Annotated in this window: 13 protein-coding genes; 6 read left to right on the forward strand and 7 right to left on the reverse strand. The window is 69.2% G+C overall.

The genetic code is table 11. The annotated features are described in order from the left end of the window. Positions 1 to 149 precede the first annotated feature (149 nt). Entirely contained in the window at positions 150 to 635 is a 486-nt protein-coding gene (locus AB0O34_RS13475) for a hypothetical protein (protein WP_363915629.1), read from the reverse strand. A gap of 413 nt (positions 636 to 1,048) precedes the next feature. Here AB0O34_RS13475 and AB0O34_RS13480 point away from each other — a divergent pair, with 413 nt between their 5' ends. The 4 genes from AB0O34_RS13480 to AB0O34_RS13495 all read left to right on the forward strand — a co-directional run bounded on the left by AB0O34_RS13480 (position 1,049) and on the right by AB0O34_RS13495 (position 5,853). After that, the gene (locus tag AB0O34_RS13480; RefSeq protein WP_363915630.1) at positions 1,049 to 4,309 is read left to right on the forward strand and encodes an AAA domain-containing protein; all 3,261 of its coding nucleotides are present in this window, start codon (positions 1,049 to 1,051) and stop codon (positions 4,307 to 4,309) included. A 229-nt stretch (positions 4,310 to 4,538) separates the two neighbouring features. After that, positions 4,539 to 5,303: a hypothetical protein gene (locus AB0O34_RS13485; protein WP_363915670.1), complete on the forward strand. Its 765-nt coding sequence runs from the start codon at positions 4,539 to 4,541 to the stop codon at positions 5,301 to 5,303. Next, a complete protein-coding gene (locus tag AB0O34_RS13490; protein WP_363915669.1) occupies positions 5,224 to 5,397 on the forward strand; it encodes an SDR family oxidoreductase in 174 nt (57 codons plus the stop codon). The genes AB0O34_RS13485 and AB0O34_RS13490 overlap by 80 nt, the downstream gene beginning before the upstream one ends. 15 nt (positions 5,398 to 5,412) lie before the next feature. Continuing rightward, a complete protein-coding gene (locus AB0O34_RS13495) occupies positions 5,413 to 5,853 on the forward strand; it encodes an NUDIX domain-containing protein (RefSeq protein ID WP_363915631.1) in 441 nt (146 codons plus the stop codon). Between the two features lie 81 nt (positions 5,854 to 5,934). Here the strand turns inward: AB0O34_RS13495 and AB0O34_RS13500 are convergent, their stop codons facing one another. From AB0O34_RS13500 to AB0O34_RS13510, 3 genes are read right to left on the reverse strand one after another with little or no spacing between them, the layout of a single operon-like run. Next, complete coding sequence (locus AB0O34_RS13500) at positions 5,935 to 7,164, reverse strand: pyridoxal-dependent decarboxylase, exosortase A system-associated (RefSeq protein WP_363915632.1); 1,230 nt, start codon at positions 7,162 to 7,164, stop codon at positions 5,935 to 5,937. Further along, on the reverse strand, positions 7,164 to 8,708 hold the full coding sequence (locus AB0O34_RS13505; RefSeq protein ID WP_363915633.1) for an acyl-CoA ligase (AMP-forming), exosortase A system-associated: 1,545 nt from the start codon (positions 8,706 to 8,708) through the stop codon (positions 7,164 to 7,166). The genes AB0O34_RS13500 and AB0O34_RS13505 overlap by 1 nt, the downstream gene beginning before the upstream one ends. A gap of 44 nt (positions 8,709 to 8,752) precedes the next feature. Continuing rightward, entirely contained in the window at positions 8,753 to 8,956 is a 204-nt protein-coding gene (locus AB0O34_RS13510) for a phosphopantetheine-binding protein (RefSeq protein WP_363915634.1), read from the reverse strand. Between the two features lie 365 nt (positions 8,957 to 9,321). Between AB0O34_RS13510 and AB0O34_RS13515 the strand changes: the two genes are divergently transcribed. Continuing rightward, positions 9,322 to 11,934: a condensation domain-containing protein gene (locus AB0O34_RS13515; protein ID WP_363915635.1), complete on the forward strand. Its 2,613-nt coding sequence runs from the start codon at positions 9,322 to 9,324 to the stop codon at positions 11,932 to 11,934. A gap of 47 nt (positions 11,935 to 11,981) precedes the next feature. Beyond that, positions 11,982 to 13,145, forward strand: coding sequence for a cysteine desulfurase family protein (locus AB0O34_RS13520; RefSeq protein ID WP_363915636.1), 1,164 nt, complete (start codon positions 11,982 to 11,984; stop codon positions 13,143 to 13,145). A 111-nt stretch (positions 13,146 to 13,256) separates the two neighbouring features. Here the strand turns inward: AB0O34_RS13520 and AB0O34_RS13525 are convergent, their stop codons facing one another. The 3 genes from AB0O34_RS13525 to AB0O34_RS13535 are packed head-to-tail and all read right to left on the reverse strand — an operon-like array spanning position 13,257 to position 16,668. Further along, positions 13,257 to 14,264: a hypothetical protein gene (locus AB0O34_RS13525; protein ID WP_363915637.1), complete on the reverse strand. Its 1,008-nt coding sequence runs from the start codon at positions 14,262 to 14,264 to the stop codon at positions 13,257 to 13,259. Positions 14,265 to 14,317: 53 nt separating this feature from the next. Then, positions 14,318 to 15,493, reverse strand: a complete 1,176-nt coding sequence (locus AB0O34_RS13530; RefSeq protein WP_363915638.1) for an ABC transporter permease — start codon at positions 15,491 to 15,493, stop codon at positions 14,318 to 14,320. Further along, a complete protein-coding gene (locus AB0O34_RS13535; protein ID WP_363915639.1) occupies positions 15,490 to 16,668 on the reverse strand; it encodes an ABC transporter permease in 1,179 nt (392 codons plus the stop codon). The genes AB0O34_RS13530 and AB0O34_RS13535 overlap by 4 nt, the downstream gene beginning before the upstream one ends.

Below are 16,668 nucleotides of genomic sequence, written 5' to 3' on the forward strand. Positions count from 1 at the left end.
ATGCTCCTGAGCCCTCGTTTGCGGACGGTGACGCTGACCGGCGCCGCCCCCGTGATCTTCCATGCCGCACATCGGCGCAGCGACCGCCGCAGTCCCGTTCAAGCGGCCTTGGCAGCTTTTCAGGCTTTCGGTACAGACCAGGTAATGGACTAGTCGCTGGACTGCCCCAGCCGCACCCTGATGCCGAACGGATCGAGCACCAGCGACACGCGCTCGCCCCACGGCTGGTCGACCGGCCGCTCCACCAGCGTGAAGCCCCGCCGTTGCTGCTGTTTCTCGACCGCGAATTGTCCGCCGGAGTACGGCGCCTGCGGCAGACCTATCGAACACGCCTTCCCGCCGGACCGCTGATCCTTCCCGGCTCGGGCGTCGGCTTCGAGGCTGGAACGGTGAGTACCGCAGTTGATCAGCGACTGCGGCTCGCCTTCACCTGTGCTCCGCCCGTCGACGCCGCCACCGAGCAGGGTTGGGAGAACTGCCGCGTTGCGGCCACAAGGCGCAAAGGTTTCGGCGCCGTCAGTGCGGTTGCCGAGGTCGGTGCACATCTGCTTCAGCAGTTGACCGACACCGTGGAGACTCTGCGACTGGACGACCGGAACCGGCCGCCGGCACGTACTGATGAACAGGAAGAGCACGTGGCTCGGATGCTGATAGCCGCCGCGTGGTACGCCCTCGCCTACCGCAATCCCTTCGCCTTCCTGATACTTGCGACCCCCACCATCACCTGATTGACAACATGCTGGCCCAGGTGCATGCCGCGCAACTTCGGCAGCACTGTCCGGAACGTCCGCTTCGACGTTACGGGTAGTTGGTTCGCGTCCATGGGCCAGTACATGGTGCGGACGCGCAGCAGCGGGACGTACGACAACCCGTACAACTGAGCATGAAAAAAGGCCCTCTTCCCGGAACGGGAGAGGGCCTTTGATGTGTGCGGTCGAATCCGAAGTAAGGGCACGGTGGCTGCCGAGTAGCCCGAAGAAGATTAAGGTCATCTATTGAGTGCACGTCGAGTACCGATGTTGGAGGGCTATTGGGCTGGCGTGACGAGATGACCACCGCGTTGAACGAGTGGCTCTCCGTCGAAGGTGGCGCTCAGCAGTCGGGCAGGTGGCGGCGTATCGGCGCGGCGCGGGCGGCTGCGGAGCCGGGCGTCTTCGTCGTCGATCTTCGTGGGATGGACGTGAGCCCCGATCAGCTCGACGGGTTACGTCTGGCCGGTTCGGAGGAGACGAGCGTCCAGGCCGGGTTTCCAGTCATGGAAACGGTTGTCGAGGGGCAGATTCTGCAGGTTCGGGTGGCGGAGTTCGCGGCACACTCCGATCCATACCTCTGGTCGTTCCGTCAGCCGCCGGGGTTCCTCGTCAGAGCGTTACGTGACGGCATCGGCGGAATCGGCGACGCCGGACTCGCCAACCTTCTCGCCCATGCCCGAATCGGGGGAACACTGGCGCGCGGTCCGGCTCCGGCTGGGCTGCTGCCCGCTCAGGCGCAGGCATACCACGCCTGTCTTGGCACGGGTGTGTGGCTGGTGTGGGGTCCGCCCGGGACGGGAAAGACCCGGCTGCTGCAGGCCGCCATCTGCGACCTGATCGCCCAGGGGAAAAGGGTCCTCCTGGTGTCGGCCACCAATATCGCGGTGGACAACGCGCTGCTGGGTGTCCTCAGGCAGCACCGTCCTCCCGCCGGGCAGATCGTCCGGGTGGGGCCACCGCAGCTCCGGCAGGTCGCCGATGATCCCAAGGTCTGCCTTCCTCTCATCGTGCGCGCGCGGCTGGCGAAGGTGGAGAAGAAGCGCCGTGACGCGGCCGTACAGCTCAAGGAGATGCTTCGCGACGAGGAGCGGTTGCACCATTTGCGGGCCCTGCTGGCCGGCTTCGACGCGGCAGCATATTCGAACGCCCGGTTGCGGCTGCGGAGACCGGAACTCGCCTGCGCACCGCTCACATCCGCGCTGGCGGAATGCGAACAGGCCCTGGATGCGGGAGCTGTCGCGCTCGTCCGGGCACAGCGGCGACTCAAGGCCGCCGATGAGCGGGCGGCGGAGACGGTTGAGGCGCAGCGGCTGTGGCAGCAGGTCGAAGCCAAAGCGCACGAGGCGGCGGAGGTGGCGAACGCCGCGACCCAGGCCGAAGCTCGTGCTCTGACGTCCGAGGCCAGCTGCGGACTGCTGGAAGAGGAGGCCGCCCTGCTGTTACAGCCGTCCGGCAAACCCCGATGGCGGGATCGCCGCGCGTTCGCGGACATCGAGCGCCAGATCGCCGTCGCCAGGTCAGAGTCGGCCGAACTCCGTTCGCGGGCCGCAGCGGCGCGTGCCACGGCAGATCGCTTCCAGCGCGACACCGAGGCGTGGATCAGGGAATCGATCGCACGAGCGGGGTTCGAGCTCGACGAGATCCGAGACCGCATCGAGAAAGCCAATGACGCACGCAAGAGTCTCCACGATCTCCGCCTGGCCCAGCAGAAGACGGTGGAGCGGCTGGCGACCTTGCACCATGAGCTCTCGTCGTCCGAGACCGCTGAGAAACTCATCGCCGAATGCGACCGCCGTCGTTGGCCGAAGCAGCATGACGAAGCTGAAGACCTGCACCGCAGAGTCGCGCAGAACGCTCCCCGCCTTGAGCCTCTGAAGAAGAGCCATGAGGCCTTACAGAACGAGTACGAGACGCTGGCCCGTGACGCCCAAGGAGAGATCATCAAGGGCGCGCGGCTGGTGGCCACCACGCTGGCCCGGTTCCGCATCACCAAAGCGGTGGCCGATGGCCCCTATGACGTGGTGTTGATCGACGAGGCCGGCGCCGCGACCCTGCCGGAGGTGCTGCTGGCCACGGCCAAGGCGTCGGCGTGCGCCGTACTACTGGGCGACTTCCTGCAACTCGGGGCGGTTCTGCCCAAAGTCATCGAAGAGAGCAACCGCCCGGACATACGCCGCTGGCTCATCCCCGACGTCTACCGGCACTGCGGCATCACCACCCCCGAGGACGCCACGAACCATCCGGGCTGCCTGATCATGGACACGCAGCACCGGTTCGGCCCACAGATCATGGAGGTGGCGAACCGGCTCGCGTACAAGGGAGTCCTCAAAATCGGCGGCACCGTCCGGCCGCGTGCCGCCGACGATCCGGAAATCGTCCTCATCGACACCGACGGGCTGCACGAACTCGCCCAAGTGCAACGCACCGGACGGAGCAGAGGATGGTGGCCCGCCGGGACACTGCTCTCCCGGGCTCTGCTCGACCTCCACAACGACGACGGCGAAATCGCCGGGGTGGTCACTCCCTACGGTGACCAGGCGGCGGCGACCCTCGAGGCGCTTCGCGACATCGAACAGCCGGACGGCCAGCTGGCGGAGGTCGGCACGGCCCACCGTTTCCAGGGCCGGGAGTTCCCCATCGTCATCTTCGACACCGTGGAAGGACAATACGGTGATGGCATGTGGATGGCACAGGCCTCCATGATGCCGGGTGCGAGCGGATGGCAGCAGAAAGGCGGCCGCCTGTTCAATGTCGCGGTCACACGTGTCCAGACTCGGCTGTACGTCGTGGGCAGCCGCGAACGTATCCTGAACGCACCGCCCACGACCGTATTCGGCCACATCGCTCAGCTCTTCCGCGAGCAGAAGGTCCGGTTCGTCAAAGCGACCGCACTGATCGCTCCGCCCGCAGCGGCCGGCGCGGAATTGGGCCCGTTCGGCGCTCGTCTGGCCGAGACGCTCGCCCGCCATGTCGAGATCACTGACGTCCACGACGAGCTCTCGTTCTACGAAGCGTTCACCGCCCGCCTCGCGGAGGCCAGGTCATCGATCTGGCTGTGGTCTCCCTGGGTGGCCGCACGTGTACGCACCCTGCTGCCCGTCCTGCGGGAGGCCGTCGGCCGAGGGGTACGTGTGACCGTCTTCGTCCGAGATCCCAGCGACACATTGCAGCAGAAAACGAACTTCACCGACTGCCTGACCGAACTACAGGCGATCGTTCCGGCGGTCGTCCGAGTCAACTACATGCATCAGAAGATCGCCGTGATCGACGAGCACACGGTGATGCTGGGCAGTCTCAACGCGCTCTCGCAGAGGTGGACGCGCGAAATCATGCTGACCGTCCGTGGTGGACATTTCGCGCGCAAAATCCTCGAGCACGAGCACGCCGAAGACTTCAGCCGGCCGCCCCGCTGCGGCGGATGCCAACGAAATGACGTGGACCTGCGGCGACGGTCGGACGGGCGATGGTTCTGGCGTTGTTACAACAGGGAGTGCCCAGGTCGCAGGGGCAATCGCGCCTGGACGAGCGACGTTTTATTCAGCCGCCGTCAGGCGTGACAGAGTGGCCCATCTCAGGGAGACAGCGCGATGGAACTCCTCCGGCAGGCCTCTGCGTCGGACAGATGCGAGTCAGGCACCACCTTCGATGGCAGCGCCGATCTCCCGGCCGACGCGGACTTGATCGCCCAGGGGACGCTGATCGATATTAAGAGCACACGCCGTGTCCACGCGTTCCCACTACCCACCGTGTACAGCTCACCGGGAAGTCCTCCAGTGGCTGTGGACCGTGCTCCTCGCCGATGGAAGCCGGGCCCTGGCCCAGGCGGGCCGATGGGCCCAAGCGCTCCAGCACCTCCAAGACCACAACGGTGTCGGGCAGCGGCTTCTCGACGGCCGCCAAATCGCGATCATCGCCCACCACGTGGCCGGAGATCACCGGCTCGCCGCGCATCTCCTGGCCGAAACCTCCATGCAAACCCCCTGGGAGCAGGTCGTGGCAACCTGCCTGGCGGTCCTGACCAGCGACCGCAGCACCGACACCAAAGCCATGACCGACAGCGTTCTCGCACTCGACGACGCACCCGGGCAGGTATTCTTCCGCACCCGTCTCAGACTCACCGCGATCGACCTCACCGACGCCATCTCCCCTTTGGCTCACGCCATCGAGTCCGACGTACTGCGCTCAGGCGACGCCTACGCCGCCCGCGAAGTCTCCACCCCCGCAACCTGCGCATCCCAGCTCTCCGCACGAGCCATCAGCACGTTCACCAGGCTCGTTGACACCTCGGGGCTGGGGAAAGAGTCAGTACCCGCCGACCTCCTGAACCAGCTCACGACCGCGGTAACAGCGGCCGAAGCATCGCTGACCCGCGCGCTCACCCAGCACGACGCCCTCGCCGAGGAAACCGTCGCCCCACGCGATCACGGTGAACACCGTCGTGCCCGGCCCCATCCAGGTGGAACGGGAGAGGCTGCTGCCGATGAGCCGGCGGACATCGCCGGACCTGCAGGTGGCGCGTCAGTGTCTGCGACGGCGAGGTCAGCCGGATGACGTCGCGGGGGCGGTAGCGTTCCTCGCAGGCCCTGGCGCGGGGTTCATCACCGGTCGGTCCCTGCACGTCGACGGCGGCTGGCTCCTGCACTGACCGAAAGGAGCCCTGATGAGAGAACGTGTCCGAGCCATCCTCATCACCCCCGGCGGGAACCTGCTGACCATCAAGCGGGTTCGGCCCCAGATGGCGCCCTACTGGGTGCTGCCCGGGGGCGGCGTCGAGCGGGATGACGCGAGCGTGGAGTCCGCGCTGCACCGGGAGATCCGCGAGGAGCTCGCCGGCGAAGCCATGGTGCACTCGCTCGTCCACATCGAGGACCAGAGCGGCGAGCGTCAGTACTTTTTCCTTGCGAGGATTCGCCAGTGGGATCCGGCCCGGCGAAGCGGCCCGGAGTTCGCCGACCCCGCGCGGGGTGAGTACATCGTCGAGGAAGTGCCTTTGACCTCTGCGGCCCTGGCCCAGATCGCCCTGAAGCCCGAGCCGATCGCGGAGCTGCTGGCCGAGCACACCACGGAGCTGTTTCAGCTTGCCGACCTGAGGGCCGCCTGACCTCGAACATCACAACTTCTGATAGGTCAGGTGTTGCACCGATCATTAGCACCTTAAGGGCCCAGAGCGGGTCATTTTTGGTCAGACGAGGACCTCGGGCGGGGCGGGGTGGCTCAGGAACGCGGTGGGGCTCGCGGTCAGGCCGTACGCGCCTGCCTGGAACAGCACGATCAGGTCCCCGACCTCGGTCCTCGGCAGCGTCACGTCGTCCCCGAGCAGGTCGAGCGGGGTGCACAGGCAGCCGACCACGGTCACGGTCTCGGGCTCGGCGGCCGGGTCGCCCATGCGGTTCCCCACCGCGATCGGGTAGTTGCGCCTGATCACCTGGCCGAAGTTGCCGGACGCCGCGAGCTGGTGGTGCAGTCCCCCGTCCACGACGACGAAGGTCTTGCCGCGCGACTCCTTGCGGTCCACGACACGGGTGACGTAGACGCCGGCCTCGCCCACCAGGTAGCGCCCGAGCTCGACGACGATCCTCGCCTCGGGCAGGCGGGGGCGGATCATCCCGTCGACCAGCTCCGCGAGGTTGCGCCCGACCGGTTCGAGGGCGAGCGGCCTGTCCCTCTGGGAGTACGGGATGCCGAAGCCGCCGCCGAGGTTGACGTACCGCACCGGTCCCGGCGCCGCCCCGGCGAACCCGAGGACGAGCTCGGCGGTCCTGCGCTGCGCCTCGCAGATGCTGTCGGCGTGCAGGTTCTGCGAGCCGGCGAACACGTGGAACCCCTGGAAGTCGAACTCGGCACCGGTCAGGCTCGCGAGCACCTCCGGCACCCGTTCCGCGTCGATGCCGAACTGCTGCGGCCCGCCCCCGAGCCGCATCCCGGAACCCCGCACCGTGAAGTCGGGATTGACCCGCAGCGCGACCCGGGCCGGGATGCCGGTGGCCGCGCTGATCGACCGGACCCGCGCGATCTCCAGCTCGGACTCCAGCTCGATGGTGACCCCGGCGGCGACCGCCTGGGTCAGCTCCTCGACCGTCTTGCCCGGCCCCGCGAAGCCGATCCGGCCCGCCGGAACCGGGGTGTCGAGCGCGTGCCGCATCTCCAGCGCGGAGGCCACGTCGAAGCCGTCGACCAGACCGCTCATGTGCTGGAGCAGGGCCGGCATCGGGTTGGCCTTCACCGCGTAGCTCAGGTCGATCTCGGTGGGCAGCGCGGCGCGCACGGCCGCGACCCGGCGGTTGATCAGCTCCCGGTCGTAGGCGAAGAACGGGGTGCCGCCCACCCGGGCGGCCAGCCGCTCGACGGGGATGCCGCCGACGGTGAGCGCGCCGTGGTGCCTTCCCGCCCATCCCTCCGGCAGGCCGGACATCACGCCACCATCCGGCGCAGCTCACCGCGGTCGAACTTGCCGTTGCCCGACCTCGGCAGCTGGGAGTACACCACCACGCGCCGGGGGACCATGTACCTCGGCAGGTCGCGTTCCAGCGCCTTCATCAGCGTGCCGGTGTCGCAGGCCTCGCCCGTCGGGCCGGTGACCGCGAGCACCACGTGCTGCCCCAGCTCCTCGTCGGGCACGCCGAAGGCGGCCGCCTCGGACACCAGGCCGGTGGCGTACGCGGCCTCCTCGACCTCCGTGGGGCTCAGCCGGTATCCCGAGGTCTTGATCATGTCGTCGGTGCGCCCCACGAAGTACAGGAAGCCCTCCTCGTCGCGGTAGGCCACGTCGCCGGACCACACCGCGATCTCGGTGCGCGTGGGACCGCGCCCCGGCGGGAACGGACGGAACCGCTCGGCCGTGCGCTCGGGGTCGTTCCAGTAGCCGAGCGACACGAGCGCGCCGCGATGCACGATCTCGCCCTCCTCGCCGGGGTCGCAGACCGAGCCGTCCGGCCGCACCACCAGGACCTCCGCGTTGGGGATGGCCTTGCCGATCGAGCCGGGCCGGCGTCCGGCCTCGGCCGGGTCGAGGTAGGTGGAGCGGAACGCCTCGGTCAGCCCGTACATCAGGTAGGGCTTCGCCTCGGGAAAGGTCTCCCGCAGCCAGGCCAGGGTGGTCCCGGGCATGCGACCTCCGGTACTGGCGACATAGCGCAGGCTCCCGGTGGCCTCCCGCGGCCATTTCCTGGTCGCGAGCTGGAGCCACAGGGGCGGTACGCACGTCAGCCCGGTGACACCGTGCCGGGCGCACAGGCGTACGACCTCGCCGGGCGTGAGGTAGTTCATCAGGACCACGTGCGCGCCGGCGACGAAAGAGGTCGTGAGCTGGCTGAACCCGGCGTCGAAGCTCAGCGGGAGCACGGCGAGCACCACGTCGTCGCGGGTGTGCCCGAGATAGGCGGCGACGCTCTGCGCGCCGGCGAGCAGGTTGCGGTGCGACAGGACGACGCCCTTCGGCGAGCCGGTGCTGCCGGAGGTGTAGAGGATGGCCGCGACGTCGGCGTCGATCACCCCGTCACCGTCGCCGTGAGCCGGCTCATCCTCAGCGCACAGCCGCGCCCAGGTGGTCACCCCTGGGCCGTCGCCCGCGGCGTCACCGATCAGCACCAGGTGCGGCGACCGGCCCACCTCGAACCGGCCCGCCAGCGTGCGGTGGCGCTCGCACGTGGTGATCACCACGCGGGCGTCGCAGTCGGCGGCGATGTACTCCACCTGCCGCGGTCTGAGCAGCGGGTTGACCGGGACGAAGACCCCGCCGGCCGAGGAAACGGCCAGCATCGCGACGACCGTCTCGACGCGCTTCTCGAGGTACACGACGACCCGCTCGCCACGACGGAGACCGAGGCGCCGCAGCCCGGCGGCGGCCCTGCCGACGCGACGGGCCAGCTCGCCGTAGGTGAGGGTCTCGTCCTTGAAGGTCAGCGCCGGGCCCTCCGGGTCGCCGCACCCCAGCAGATCATCGACTCGAGTCAGCATGCGCGGTCCTCACGCTCGTGGCCGGCCGGGGTGCCACCCGCCGCTCATTTCGTGGCCACCAGCGCCGAGAGCGCCCGCCAGAGCGAGCCGACGGTCGCGAACGTCTCCTCGTCGAGGATGTCGTCGGGAAGCTCGATGTCGTAGCCGTCCTCCAGTGCGACCAGCAGCTGGACGACGCCCATCGAGTCGAGGCCGAGCCCGGCGAGGTCGTCGAACGGGGAGAGGTCACCGGATTCTGCATAAGGCAAATGGGGCCGGAGGATATTTTGGAACTCGTGAGGTATTTCTATTTCAACCATGGTCATCGTGCCACCTCGCAGTGAGGGCCCAGCGCATCGGACGACATCGAGAAATGTTGCCCCACCCAGGCTCGCCGGGCGCGGGGGTACGGTCAAGCGAGTCGTTCATTTAAAAAGGACCGCTCCGGTGGCAGGTTGTCACGTTCCTGAAGATGACACCGCCCCGTCGTTGTAACGCCCTCCTGAAACGCCAATTCTCAATCGCATGCAACTATCCTGAGAAGCGCTGTCGATCCGGCGACCGGTGAGTCGCACCACCGGCGAACTGCGCAATCGTGCGGAGTGGGTGTCGCGACCGACTGTTGGAGGCTGAGTTGTCCGCTGCCAAGAACGCCAATCTCTGCTGGGGCCAGCGTTACATGTGGCTGAGATATCACCAGCTGCCGCCGCGGGAGCGACACGACACGCACATCGTCCTGCACCTGGAGATGCCCTACGACGTCACGTTCGCGCACTGCCGGACGGCGGTCAACTACCTGACCCGCCGGCACGAGGCGCTGCGCACCACATATCACCTCGACGGTGACGGCGACCCGCGGCAGCGGGTGCATTCTCCGGCCGCCGTCCCGGTCATTCAGGTGACCACGGAAAGGGACGGCACGGCCGCACCGGGCGAGGTCGTGGAAAAGCTCACCACCACCGAATTCGACCTTTCCACCGAATGGCCGATACGCGCCTGCGTCATCACCACGGGCGGCGTTCCGAAGCAGCTCGTCCTGGTGCTGAACCACCTGGCGGTCGACGTCTGGACGGTCCGGCAGATCAAGCGTGAGCTCAAGGTCCAGTGCGCCGGCTTCAGCTCCCGGCGGCCCGCCGCCCTGGAGCCGGTGCGCCACCAGCCGATGGATCTCACCCGGTACGAGTCCTCGCCGGAGGCCGCCGCCATGGCCGGACGCGCCATGGCCTTCTGGAGAGAGGAGATCTCGAAGCTGCCGGCCGACACGTTCGGCGCGAGGCGCGTGCACGACGCCGAGCCGTCCGCACGCGGCGCGACGCTCACCTCGCCGTCGATGCTGGACGCCAGCCGCCGCATCGGCGCCCGGCACCAGGCGTGGCCGTCGCTGGTCCACGTGACCGCCTACACCATGCTCATGGCCGCCTACACCGGCAGCGGCACGGTCGGCCACCTCTCCTTCACCAGCAATCGCGATTCAGGCCAGTACTCCGACGTGATGACCTGCATGTTCTCGCCCCTGCTGATGCGGGTCGACTGCCACGACGACCCCACCTTCACGGAGCTGCTGCGGCGCGTCGCGCGGCACTTCGAGCGGGCGCAGGCCAACTCCTACGTCCCCTATGACGAGGTCGTCGAGCTGGTGTCACGCGAGAGCTCGCGGCGCGGCCAGGACGTGCGTATCGGGTCGGAGCTGAACTTCATCAAGCAGGCGTCCCGGGACACCAAGGCCAGGCGCACCAAGTTCACCTGGAGCGCGACGCCGTCTGGCTGGGCTCACCACGGCGGCGACACCTACTTCCGCATCGACGAGTGGCGGGACGCCGTCGTCGTCACGCTCAAGGCCGTCTCCACGGTGATGGACGCCGATGCCATGGAGCGGTTCCTACGGGGCTACGAGGCCGTGTTCCAGGCGCACGACGACCCGTCGGCGGACCTGCGGATCAGCGACGTCGCCCGGCTGGCGGGTTTCGCGCCCCCGCCGCCGGCCGGGGACGACCTGGCCGGCCTCGGCCGGATCGAGGCCGCAGGAGACGAGGCCGCAGGAGACGAGGCCGCCACCCCGATGGGCGAGGCCGAGCGGATCCTGGCGGCCGTCGTGCGGCAGGTGAACGGGCTCGATGACGTCGACCTGTCCGGCAGCTACACGGCCGCCGGGGGAAGGGCCCTGCGGATCCCTGGGGTGCTGGCCGCGCTCGCCGGCCATGGGTGGGAAGGCATCTCCGTCCACCAGCTCACCAGTGCCCGGCCGCTACGCGCGCTGGCCGCCCGGCTCACCCCGATCACCCCGATCACCCCGATCGGGCCCTCTACCCCAACCCAGAACTTGAGCAAGACGGAGTGGTTTCACATGAATGACGCTCTCGCGGACCGCCCCTCCAACGGTGTCTCCAAGACGCACCAGCTGGTCGCTTCGGAGCAGGAGCTCCGGCGGGCGCTCGACCGTGAACTGTCGGCCTTCGACCTCGACAAGCTGGTCATCATGGGTGGCCACTTCATGCTCTTCGAGGACGAGACCTCCGGCCGGCTCGTGCCCGGGGTCATCGAGGAGCAGAAGTCCGACACCATGCGGCGCAGGATCGCCGGCCGCGTCGGGATCTTCCCCGGCTACAGCTGGACGATGTCGGTCGACCTGCTCAAGTCCTACTCGGAGACCTGCGACGACGTACGGCTGCTCCTGCTGATCAACGACTGGCAGTACGTGCCGGCGGCGGGCCGTCCCGCGAGCGAGCTGCGGGCCGAGTTCTTCGAGGAGTTCACCCGGCTGCCCGCCGAGTACGAGAAGGTCCTGCGCAACTCCGGCCTCTCGCCGGACCGGGTCCTTTCGAGCCGCAAGCACGCGCTGTCGTTCCCCGAGACGTGGCTGAAGTACCGCTTCCAGAAGGCCGCCGACAAGTTCGTCAAGCAGGGGCTGCTGGAGAAGCGCGTCCTCGACTCCGCCAGGAACGACACCGAGGTGGCCTTCCTCGACCCGGAGGGGAACTACCGCACGCTGATCAGCTGTGGCATCACCGGATGCGCGGGCGAGATCACCGAGATGATCTCGGAGGTCTACCGCGCCGGCTACCGGGCCATCGTCATCTTCGCGCCGGGCGAGTGCCTCGCGCCCGTACAGACGGGCGTCGACATCGCGCTCAACCTCTACCGGCTGCCGGGAATGCTCGTCGTCATCGCCGACCCCGGCGGGAGCGGCGAGATGTCCACCGACGAGATCTACTCGAAGCTCGTGACGGTCAGCACCTTCCGCAGCTGACGCACCCGGCAGCGCAGGCGAAACACCGACGGTGACGGAACGGGACAATGAAGGTCATCTATCTGGACAACTGTGCCACCACTCGCGTGGACGACGAAGTGTTCGACGCGATGCTGCCCTACCTGAGGGACGACTTCGGGAACCCGTCGTCGCCGCATGTCCTCGGCAAGCGGGCCCGCCGGGCCGTGGACGCCGCCACCGAGTCGGTGGCGGCGCTGCTCGGCGCCGCCCCCGAGAGCATCGTCCTCACCTCCGGCGCGACCGAGAGCAACAACATCGCGCTGCTGGGGATGTTCGCGCATGCCGACCGCGCGCCGGTCAACGCGCTGTTCTGCCCGACCGACCACAAGTCGTCTCTCGCGATCGGCCGGGCGCTGGGCAGCAGGGGGATCGACATCCGCACGATGAAAGTGCGCCCGGACGGGCTGGTGGATCTCGCCGGCTTCGCCGGGCTCCTCGACGTCCACTCCCGGGTGGCGACGGTCGCCTGGGTCAACAGCGAGATCGGCACGATCCAGCCCGTCTCGGAGATGGCCGCGCTCGGCCACGCCGCCGGGTGCCTGCTGCACGTCGACGGCGCCCAGGCCGCCGGCCGGATCCCGATCAGCGTGGCGGACGCGGCGATGGACACCCTTTCGATCTCGGCCCACAAGATACGCGGGCCGAAGGGGATCGGCGCCCTGTACGTGCGGCCGGAGATCCGCCGCCGCCTGCACCCGACCACCTACGGCGGCGGCCAGTACGAGCTGCGCAGCGGGACGGTACCCACCCACCTGGTGGTGGGCCTGGGCAAGGCGTGCGAGCTGGCGCTGCGCCGGCTCGACGCCGACTGGGAGCGGGTCACGCGGCTGCGGGACACGGCGCTGCGACTGCTCACCGCGCGCATGCCGGGCGTGCGGTTGAACGGGTGCCCCCACGCGGGGGTGCCCCACATCCTGAACCTCGTCCTGCCCGGGGTGCGCGGCGAGAGCCTGGTGGCGAGCCTGCACTCCGTGGCGCTGTCCACCGGGTCGGCGTGCAACTCGGCGTCCCAGGAGCCCTCGCCCGTGCTCACGGCGATCGGGGTCGGCCCCGAGGACGCGAACAGCTCCATCCGCATGTGCCTGGACCCCGGCATGGACATGGAGGAGCTGGTGCGCGGCATCGAGCTCGTCTGCGACCGGGCCGAGGGCCTGGCCGGCGTGGCCGTCGCGATGCAGGGCGCGCGGTGACCTCTGCCGCCGGTGGCATCGCGGCGCGCCCTCGGAGGGCAGGACGCGGCGCGCGCGATGACACCCGATGTCGCCGGGCGGACAGGGCCGGACGAGCGAACGCGGGCGCCATCATGTGATGTTCGCCGAGAACCTGCGGGCCGCCTGGACCCCGGCCTGGAACCGGCTCGTCGCGTCGAGGTCGCGCATGAGCGTGGCGATGTGACGCCGGCAGCTGCGGACCGACATGCCGAGCTTGCGAGCGACGATCTCGTCGGTGTAGCCCTTGGCCATCAGCCCGGCGATGGCCTGGAGGAGGTCGTCGGCCACGTTGGCGTACCCGGACTCCACGCCCTCCAGGGGCGTCGCCCCGTCCCACAGATGGTCGAACAGGTCCAGGAAGAACTGGGCGACCCCGTGGTTGTGCACCCGGGCGACGTTGGTCTCCCCGTCGGACAGGCCGAACAGGACCACCAGCGACCGGTCGAAGACGACCGCGGACCTCGGTATGTGGCTGGTGGTGCACACCGCCGCGCCCGCGTCCGTCAGCTTCTTGATCTTCATCCGCGTGGAGAGGTCCGCGCGGTCGCGGTGCTGGCAGATGATGCGCACGGTGATCCCCCGCCCGAGCAGCGGGAGGTAGGCCGGCGAGAGCTCCTCGGCGTCGCTCTTGCTCGACTGCAGGATGAGCACCTCGTCGCGGCACGCGTCGCCCGCCATCTTCAAAAAGCCCCTGACCTCCATGGACCCCACGAGGTACTCGATGGAGGTGGACCCCGAGCTCTGCCCGCCGGAACCGGCGTCGTCCTGGCGGAAGACGTCGATGCGCTCGCGGATCTGGTCGATCAGCTCGCGGCGCTGGTACATCTCGCGCTCGACCGAGGAGACCAGCGACGCGGTCGCGACCTCCGGATCGACCGGGACGAACCGCCGGCCCGCGCCGTCCTCCGTCCGCAGCAGGCGGCTGGCGACGAGGTGGTCCACCGCCTCCTGCATCTCGTGGATCCCGATGCCGAGATCCGCCGCCGCCACCTCCAGGGCCTCGATCGAGCCCTTTCTCGCGGCGTAGCGATACACGTCTCTCACATGGTCGGCGCCGACCGGCGTCGTGCCCGCGAGTAATCTGGCCATCGTCTTCATGAACTCCCCCTCGTTGTCTTGTCACGGCCGGTGTGCAACATACGGATGGCGGATCAGGTGAGCGTCCGGGTACGGCGGCCGAACAGCACCAGCGAGAGGCCGAGCAGGAGGGCCGCCATCCCCGCCAGCACGGCGACCGGGAGGACGACCGCGCCGATGCCCGTGCCCGGCTTCGACAGGGTGAGCAGCGCGTCCATGCCCCAGGCGTGCGGGAAGAAGTGGCCGATCGTGTTGAGGGGCTCTCCCGCGGCCTCCTTGGGCCACAGGCAGCCGCCCAGCATGCCGAGCACGATGCCGAGGGGCGGGCCGATCGCCGGGGCCTGCTGCGACGAGCGCACCAGGGTGCCGACCAGGATCGCGGCGCCGGTGGCCACGAGCGCGAACACCCCGACGACGGCCGCGACTCCAAGGGGGTCGCCCCACGAGACGCCGAACACCGCGGTGCTCACCACCATGATCAGGACCGCCTGGGCGACGGCCACGATGAACCTGCTCAGCGCCTCCCCGAAGAGCACCGACCTCCGCCGGACGGGCGCGGTGAGGGAACGCTGGATCATCCCCAGCCTGAGGCTCTCCGCCAGGGCGGCGGCGACGGCCATGGAGTTGATGAAGGTGAAGAGCAGCAGGTTGGCCGGGGCCGTGTAGGCGAACCCACGCGGATGGGCGCTCGTCGTGCCGGACGACACCACGGCGACGCGGCCCGACTGGGCCTGCGCCTCGCGCACGTACTCCTCGGCCTGCTGCGGGGACGCGCCGGCCGTCCTCGCCGCCCGGGTGGCCTCCACCACGGCGGCCACCTTCCCGATCGCCACGTCGACGGCGCTGCGCGCCGCCATGCCGCTGCCGTTCGCCTGGGTCATGACCAGCTCGAACTTCGTCGACCCTGCCGGGATGACCAGGCCCGCCGCCAGGGAGCCCTCCCGGACGGCCGACCGCAGGTCGTCCTTGGTGTCCACCGGCGTGATCGCGAGGTCGGGGTGCTTGCGCAGCTCGTCCAGGACGGCGCCGGTGACCGGGTCGGTGCCGTGGGCGACCACCCCGACGGGCAGCCTGGAGGCTCCGGTCGCGCCGCCGCCGAGCGCCATCCCGACGAAGACGATGGTGACGAACGGCATGATCACGATGAAGAACAGGCCGACCCTGTCCCGGGAGTGACGGCGCAGGTTGGCGGCTACCAGCGCCAGGACCGGACGCGGCCTCAGCCGGCCCGCGATCGGACGTGCCGTCATATGAGCAGCCCCTTCCTGAATCCGAGTGCGGCCAGGCCGCTCGCCGCGAGCGCGATCGCGCAGAGGACGGCGATCGGGACGGCCACCGTGACCAGGCCGCCGCCGGAGCCGGCCAGCCCGGTCAGCGCCGTCGAGGTCCAGCCGTTCGGAGTGAGCAGGGCGACCTTCCGCAGCACGTCGGGGAGGTTGTACATCGGCACCAGGCTGCCGCCGAAGAACGCGGCCACGAACGAGATGACCATGATCACCCCGTCGGCCTGGGCGTCCGTCCTGGCCCTGCTCGCCACCAGCATGGTGATCGCGGTGGCCGCAAGGACGTGCGCGACCAGCAGCGTGAACACCGCCAGCGGGTCGCCCCAGGTCGAGCCGAAGATGAGCACCGAGGAGGCCCAGGTTACGCAGACGCTGACCACCGCCAGCGCGAACCCGACGACCGCCTTGCCCACGATCGGGACCCACGGCCGGATCGGCGCCGCCAGCATCCGGTTGAGGGTGCCCTGCTTCCTCTCGGTGAGCAGGCTCCTGAACGACGCGCCCACCACGAAGAAGGCGAACAGCGCCGCCATGCCGGAGCCGTAGTAGACCGACAGGTCGACCTTGCCGCCGGCCATGGGGTCGTTGGTCAGGGTCAGCGCGGGTCCCGCCGCGCCGTTGCGCTCCACGAACTCCTTGACCTGGTCGCCGGGCACCCCTGCCTGGAGCGACGCGCGGACCGCGAGGGTACGGGCGTCCACCAGCGCGGAGATGTGGTCCACGATGGCGTTGGCCACCACGCCGGCGAGCGGGGCCTCCGCCGAGGTGAGCACGTTCACCTCGCCGCCGTCACCGGCCCCGACGCTGCGGCTGAACCCCTGGGGGAACACGATCGCCGACCCGATGTCCCCGGCGTCGAGCGACTTCCGCGCCTCCTGCGCGCTGGGCAGGTCGCGGAGCGTCAGCGTGCCCTGGAGCTCCTTGGTGGCCATCACCTCCTTGCGCACGCTGGCGGGGAACTCCCCGCCGTCCAGGTCGACGAAGCCCACGGTGGCCCGGAGCGGCGGGTCGTCCCCGCCGAGGGCGAGGCCGAACAGGGTCGCCAGGGCCACGGGGACGATCAGCGCGATCACCAGGGCGGTCCCGTCGCGCAGCCGGGTGCGCAGCTCCAGGGCGCTTACCGTAAGAAGCGATCTCAGCAT

It is taken from the genome of Sphaerisporangium sp. NPDC088356 (genome assembly GCF_040685555.1).
In the GTDB taxonomy this organism is placed as follows: domain Bacteria; phylum Actinomycetota; class Actinomycetes; order Streptosporangiales; family Streptosporangiaceae; genus Sphaerisporangium.

What these genes read in the sequence shown, in the direction of transcription:
- AB0O34_RS13535 (WP_363915639.1), bottom strand. Translation starts at nt 16,668, where the DNA reads ATGCTGAGATCGCTTCTTACGGTAAGCGCCCTGGAGCTGCGCACCCGG.
- AB0O34_RS13500 (WP_363915632.1), bottom strand. Translation starts at nt 7,164, where the DNA reads ATGTCCGGCCTGCCGGAGGGATGGGCGGGAAGGCACCACGGCGCGCTC.
- AB0O34_RS13505 (WP_363915633.1), bottom strand. Translation starts at nt 8,708, where the DNA reads ATGCTGACTCGAGTCGATGATCTGCTGGGGTGCGGCGACCCGGAGGGC.
- AB0O34_RS13480 (WP_363915630.1), top strand. Translation starts at nt 1,049, where the DNA reads ATGACCACCGCGTTGAACGAGTGGCTCTCCGTCGAAGGTGGCGCTCAG.
- AB0O34_RS13520 (WP_363915636.1), top strand. Translation starts at nt 11,982, where the DNA reads ATGAAGGTCATCTATCTGGACAACTGTGCCACCACTCGCGTGGACGAC.
- AB0O34_RS13525 (WP_363915637.1), bottom strand. Translation starts at nt 14,264, where the DNA reads ATGAAGACGATGGCCAGATTACTCGCGGGCACGACGCCGGTCGGCGCC.
- AB0O34_RS13530 (WP_363915638.1), bottom strand. Translation starts at nt 15,493, where the DNA reads ATGACGGCACGTCCGATCGCGGGCCGGCTGAGGCCGCGTCCGGTCCTG.
- AB0O34_RS13495 (WP_363915631.1), top strand. Translation starts at nt 5,413, where the DNA reads ATGAGAGAACGTGTCCGAGCCATCCTCATCACCCCCGGCGGGAACCTG.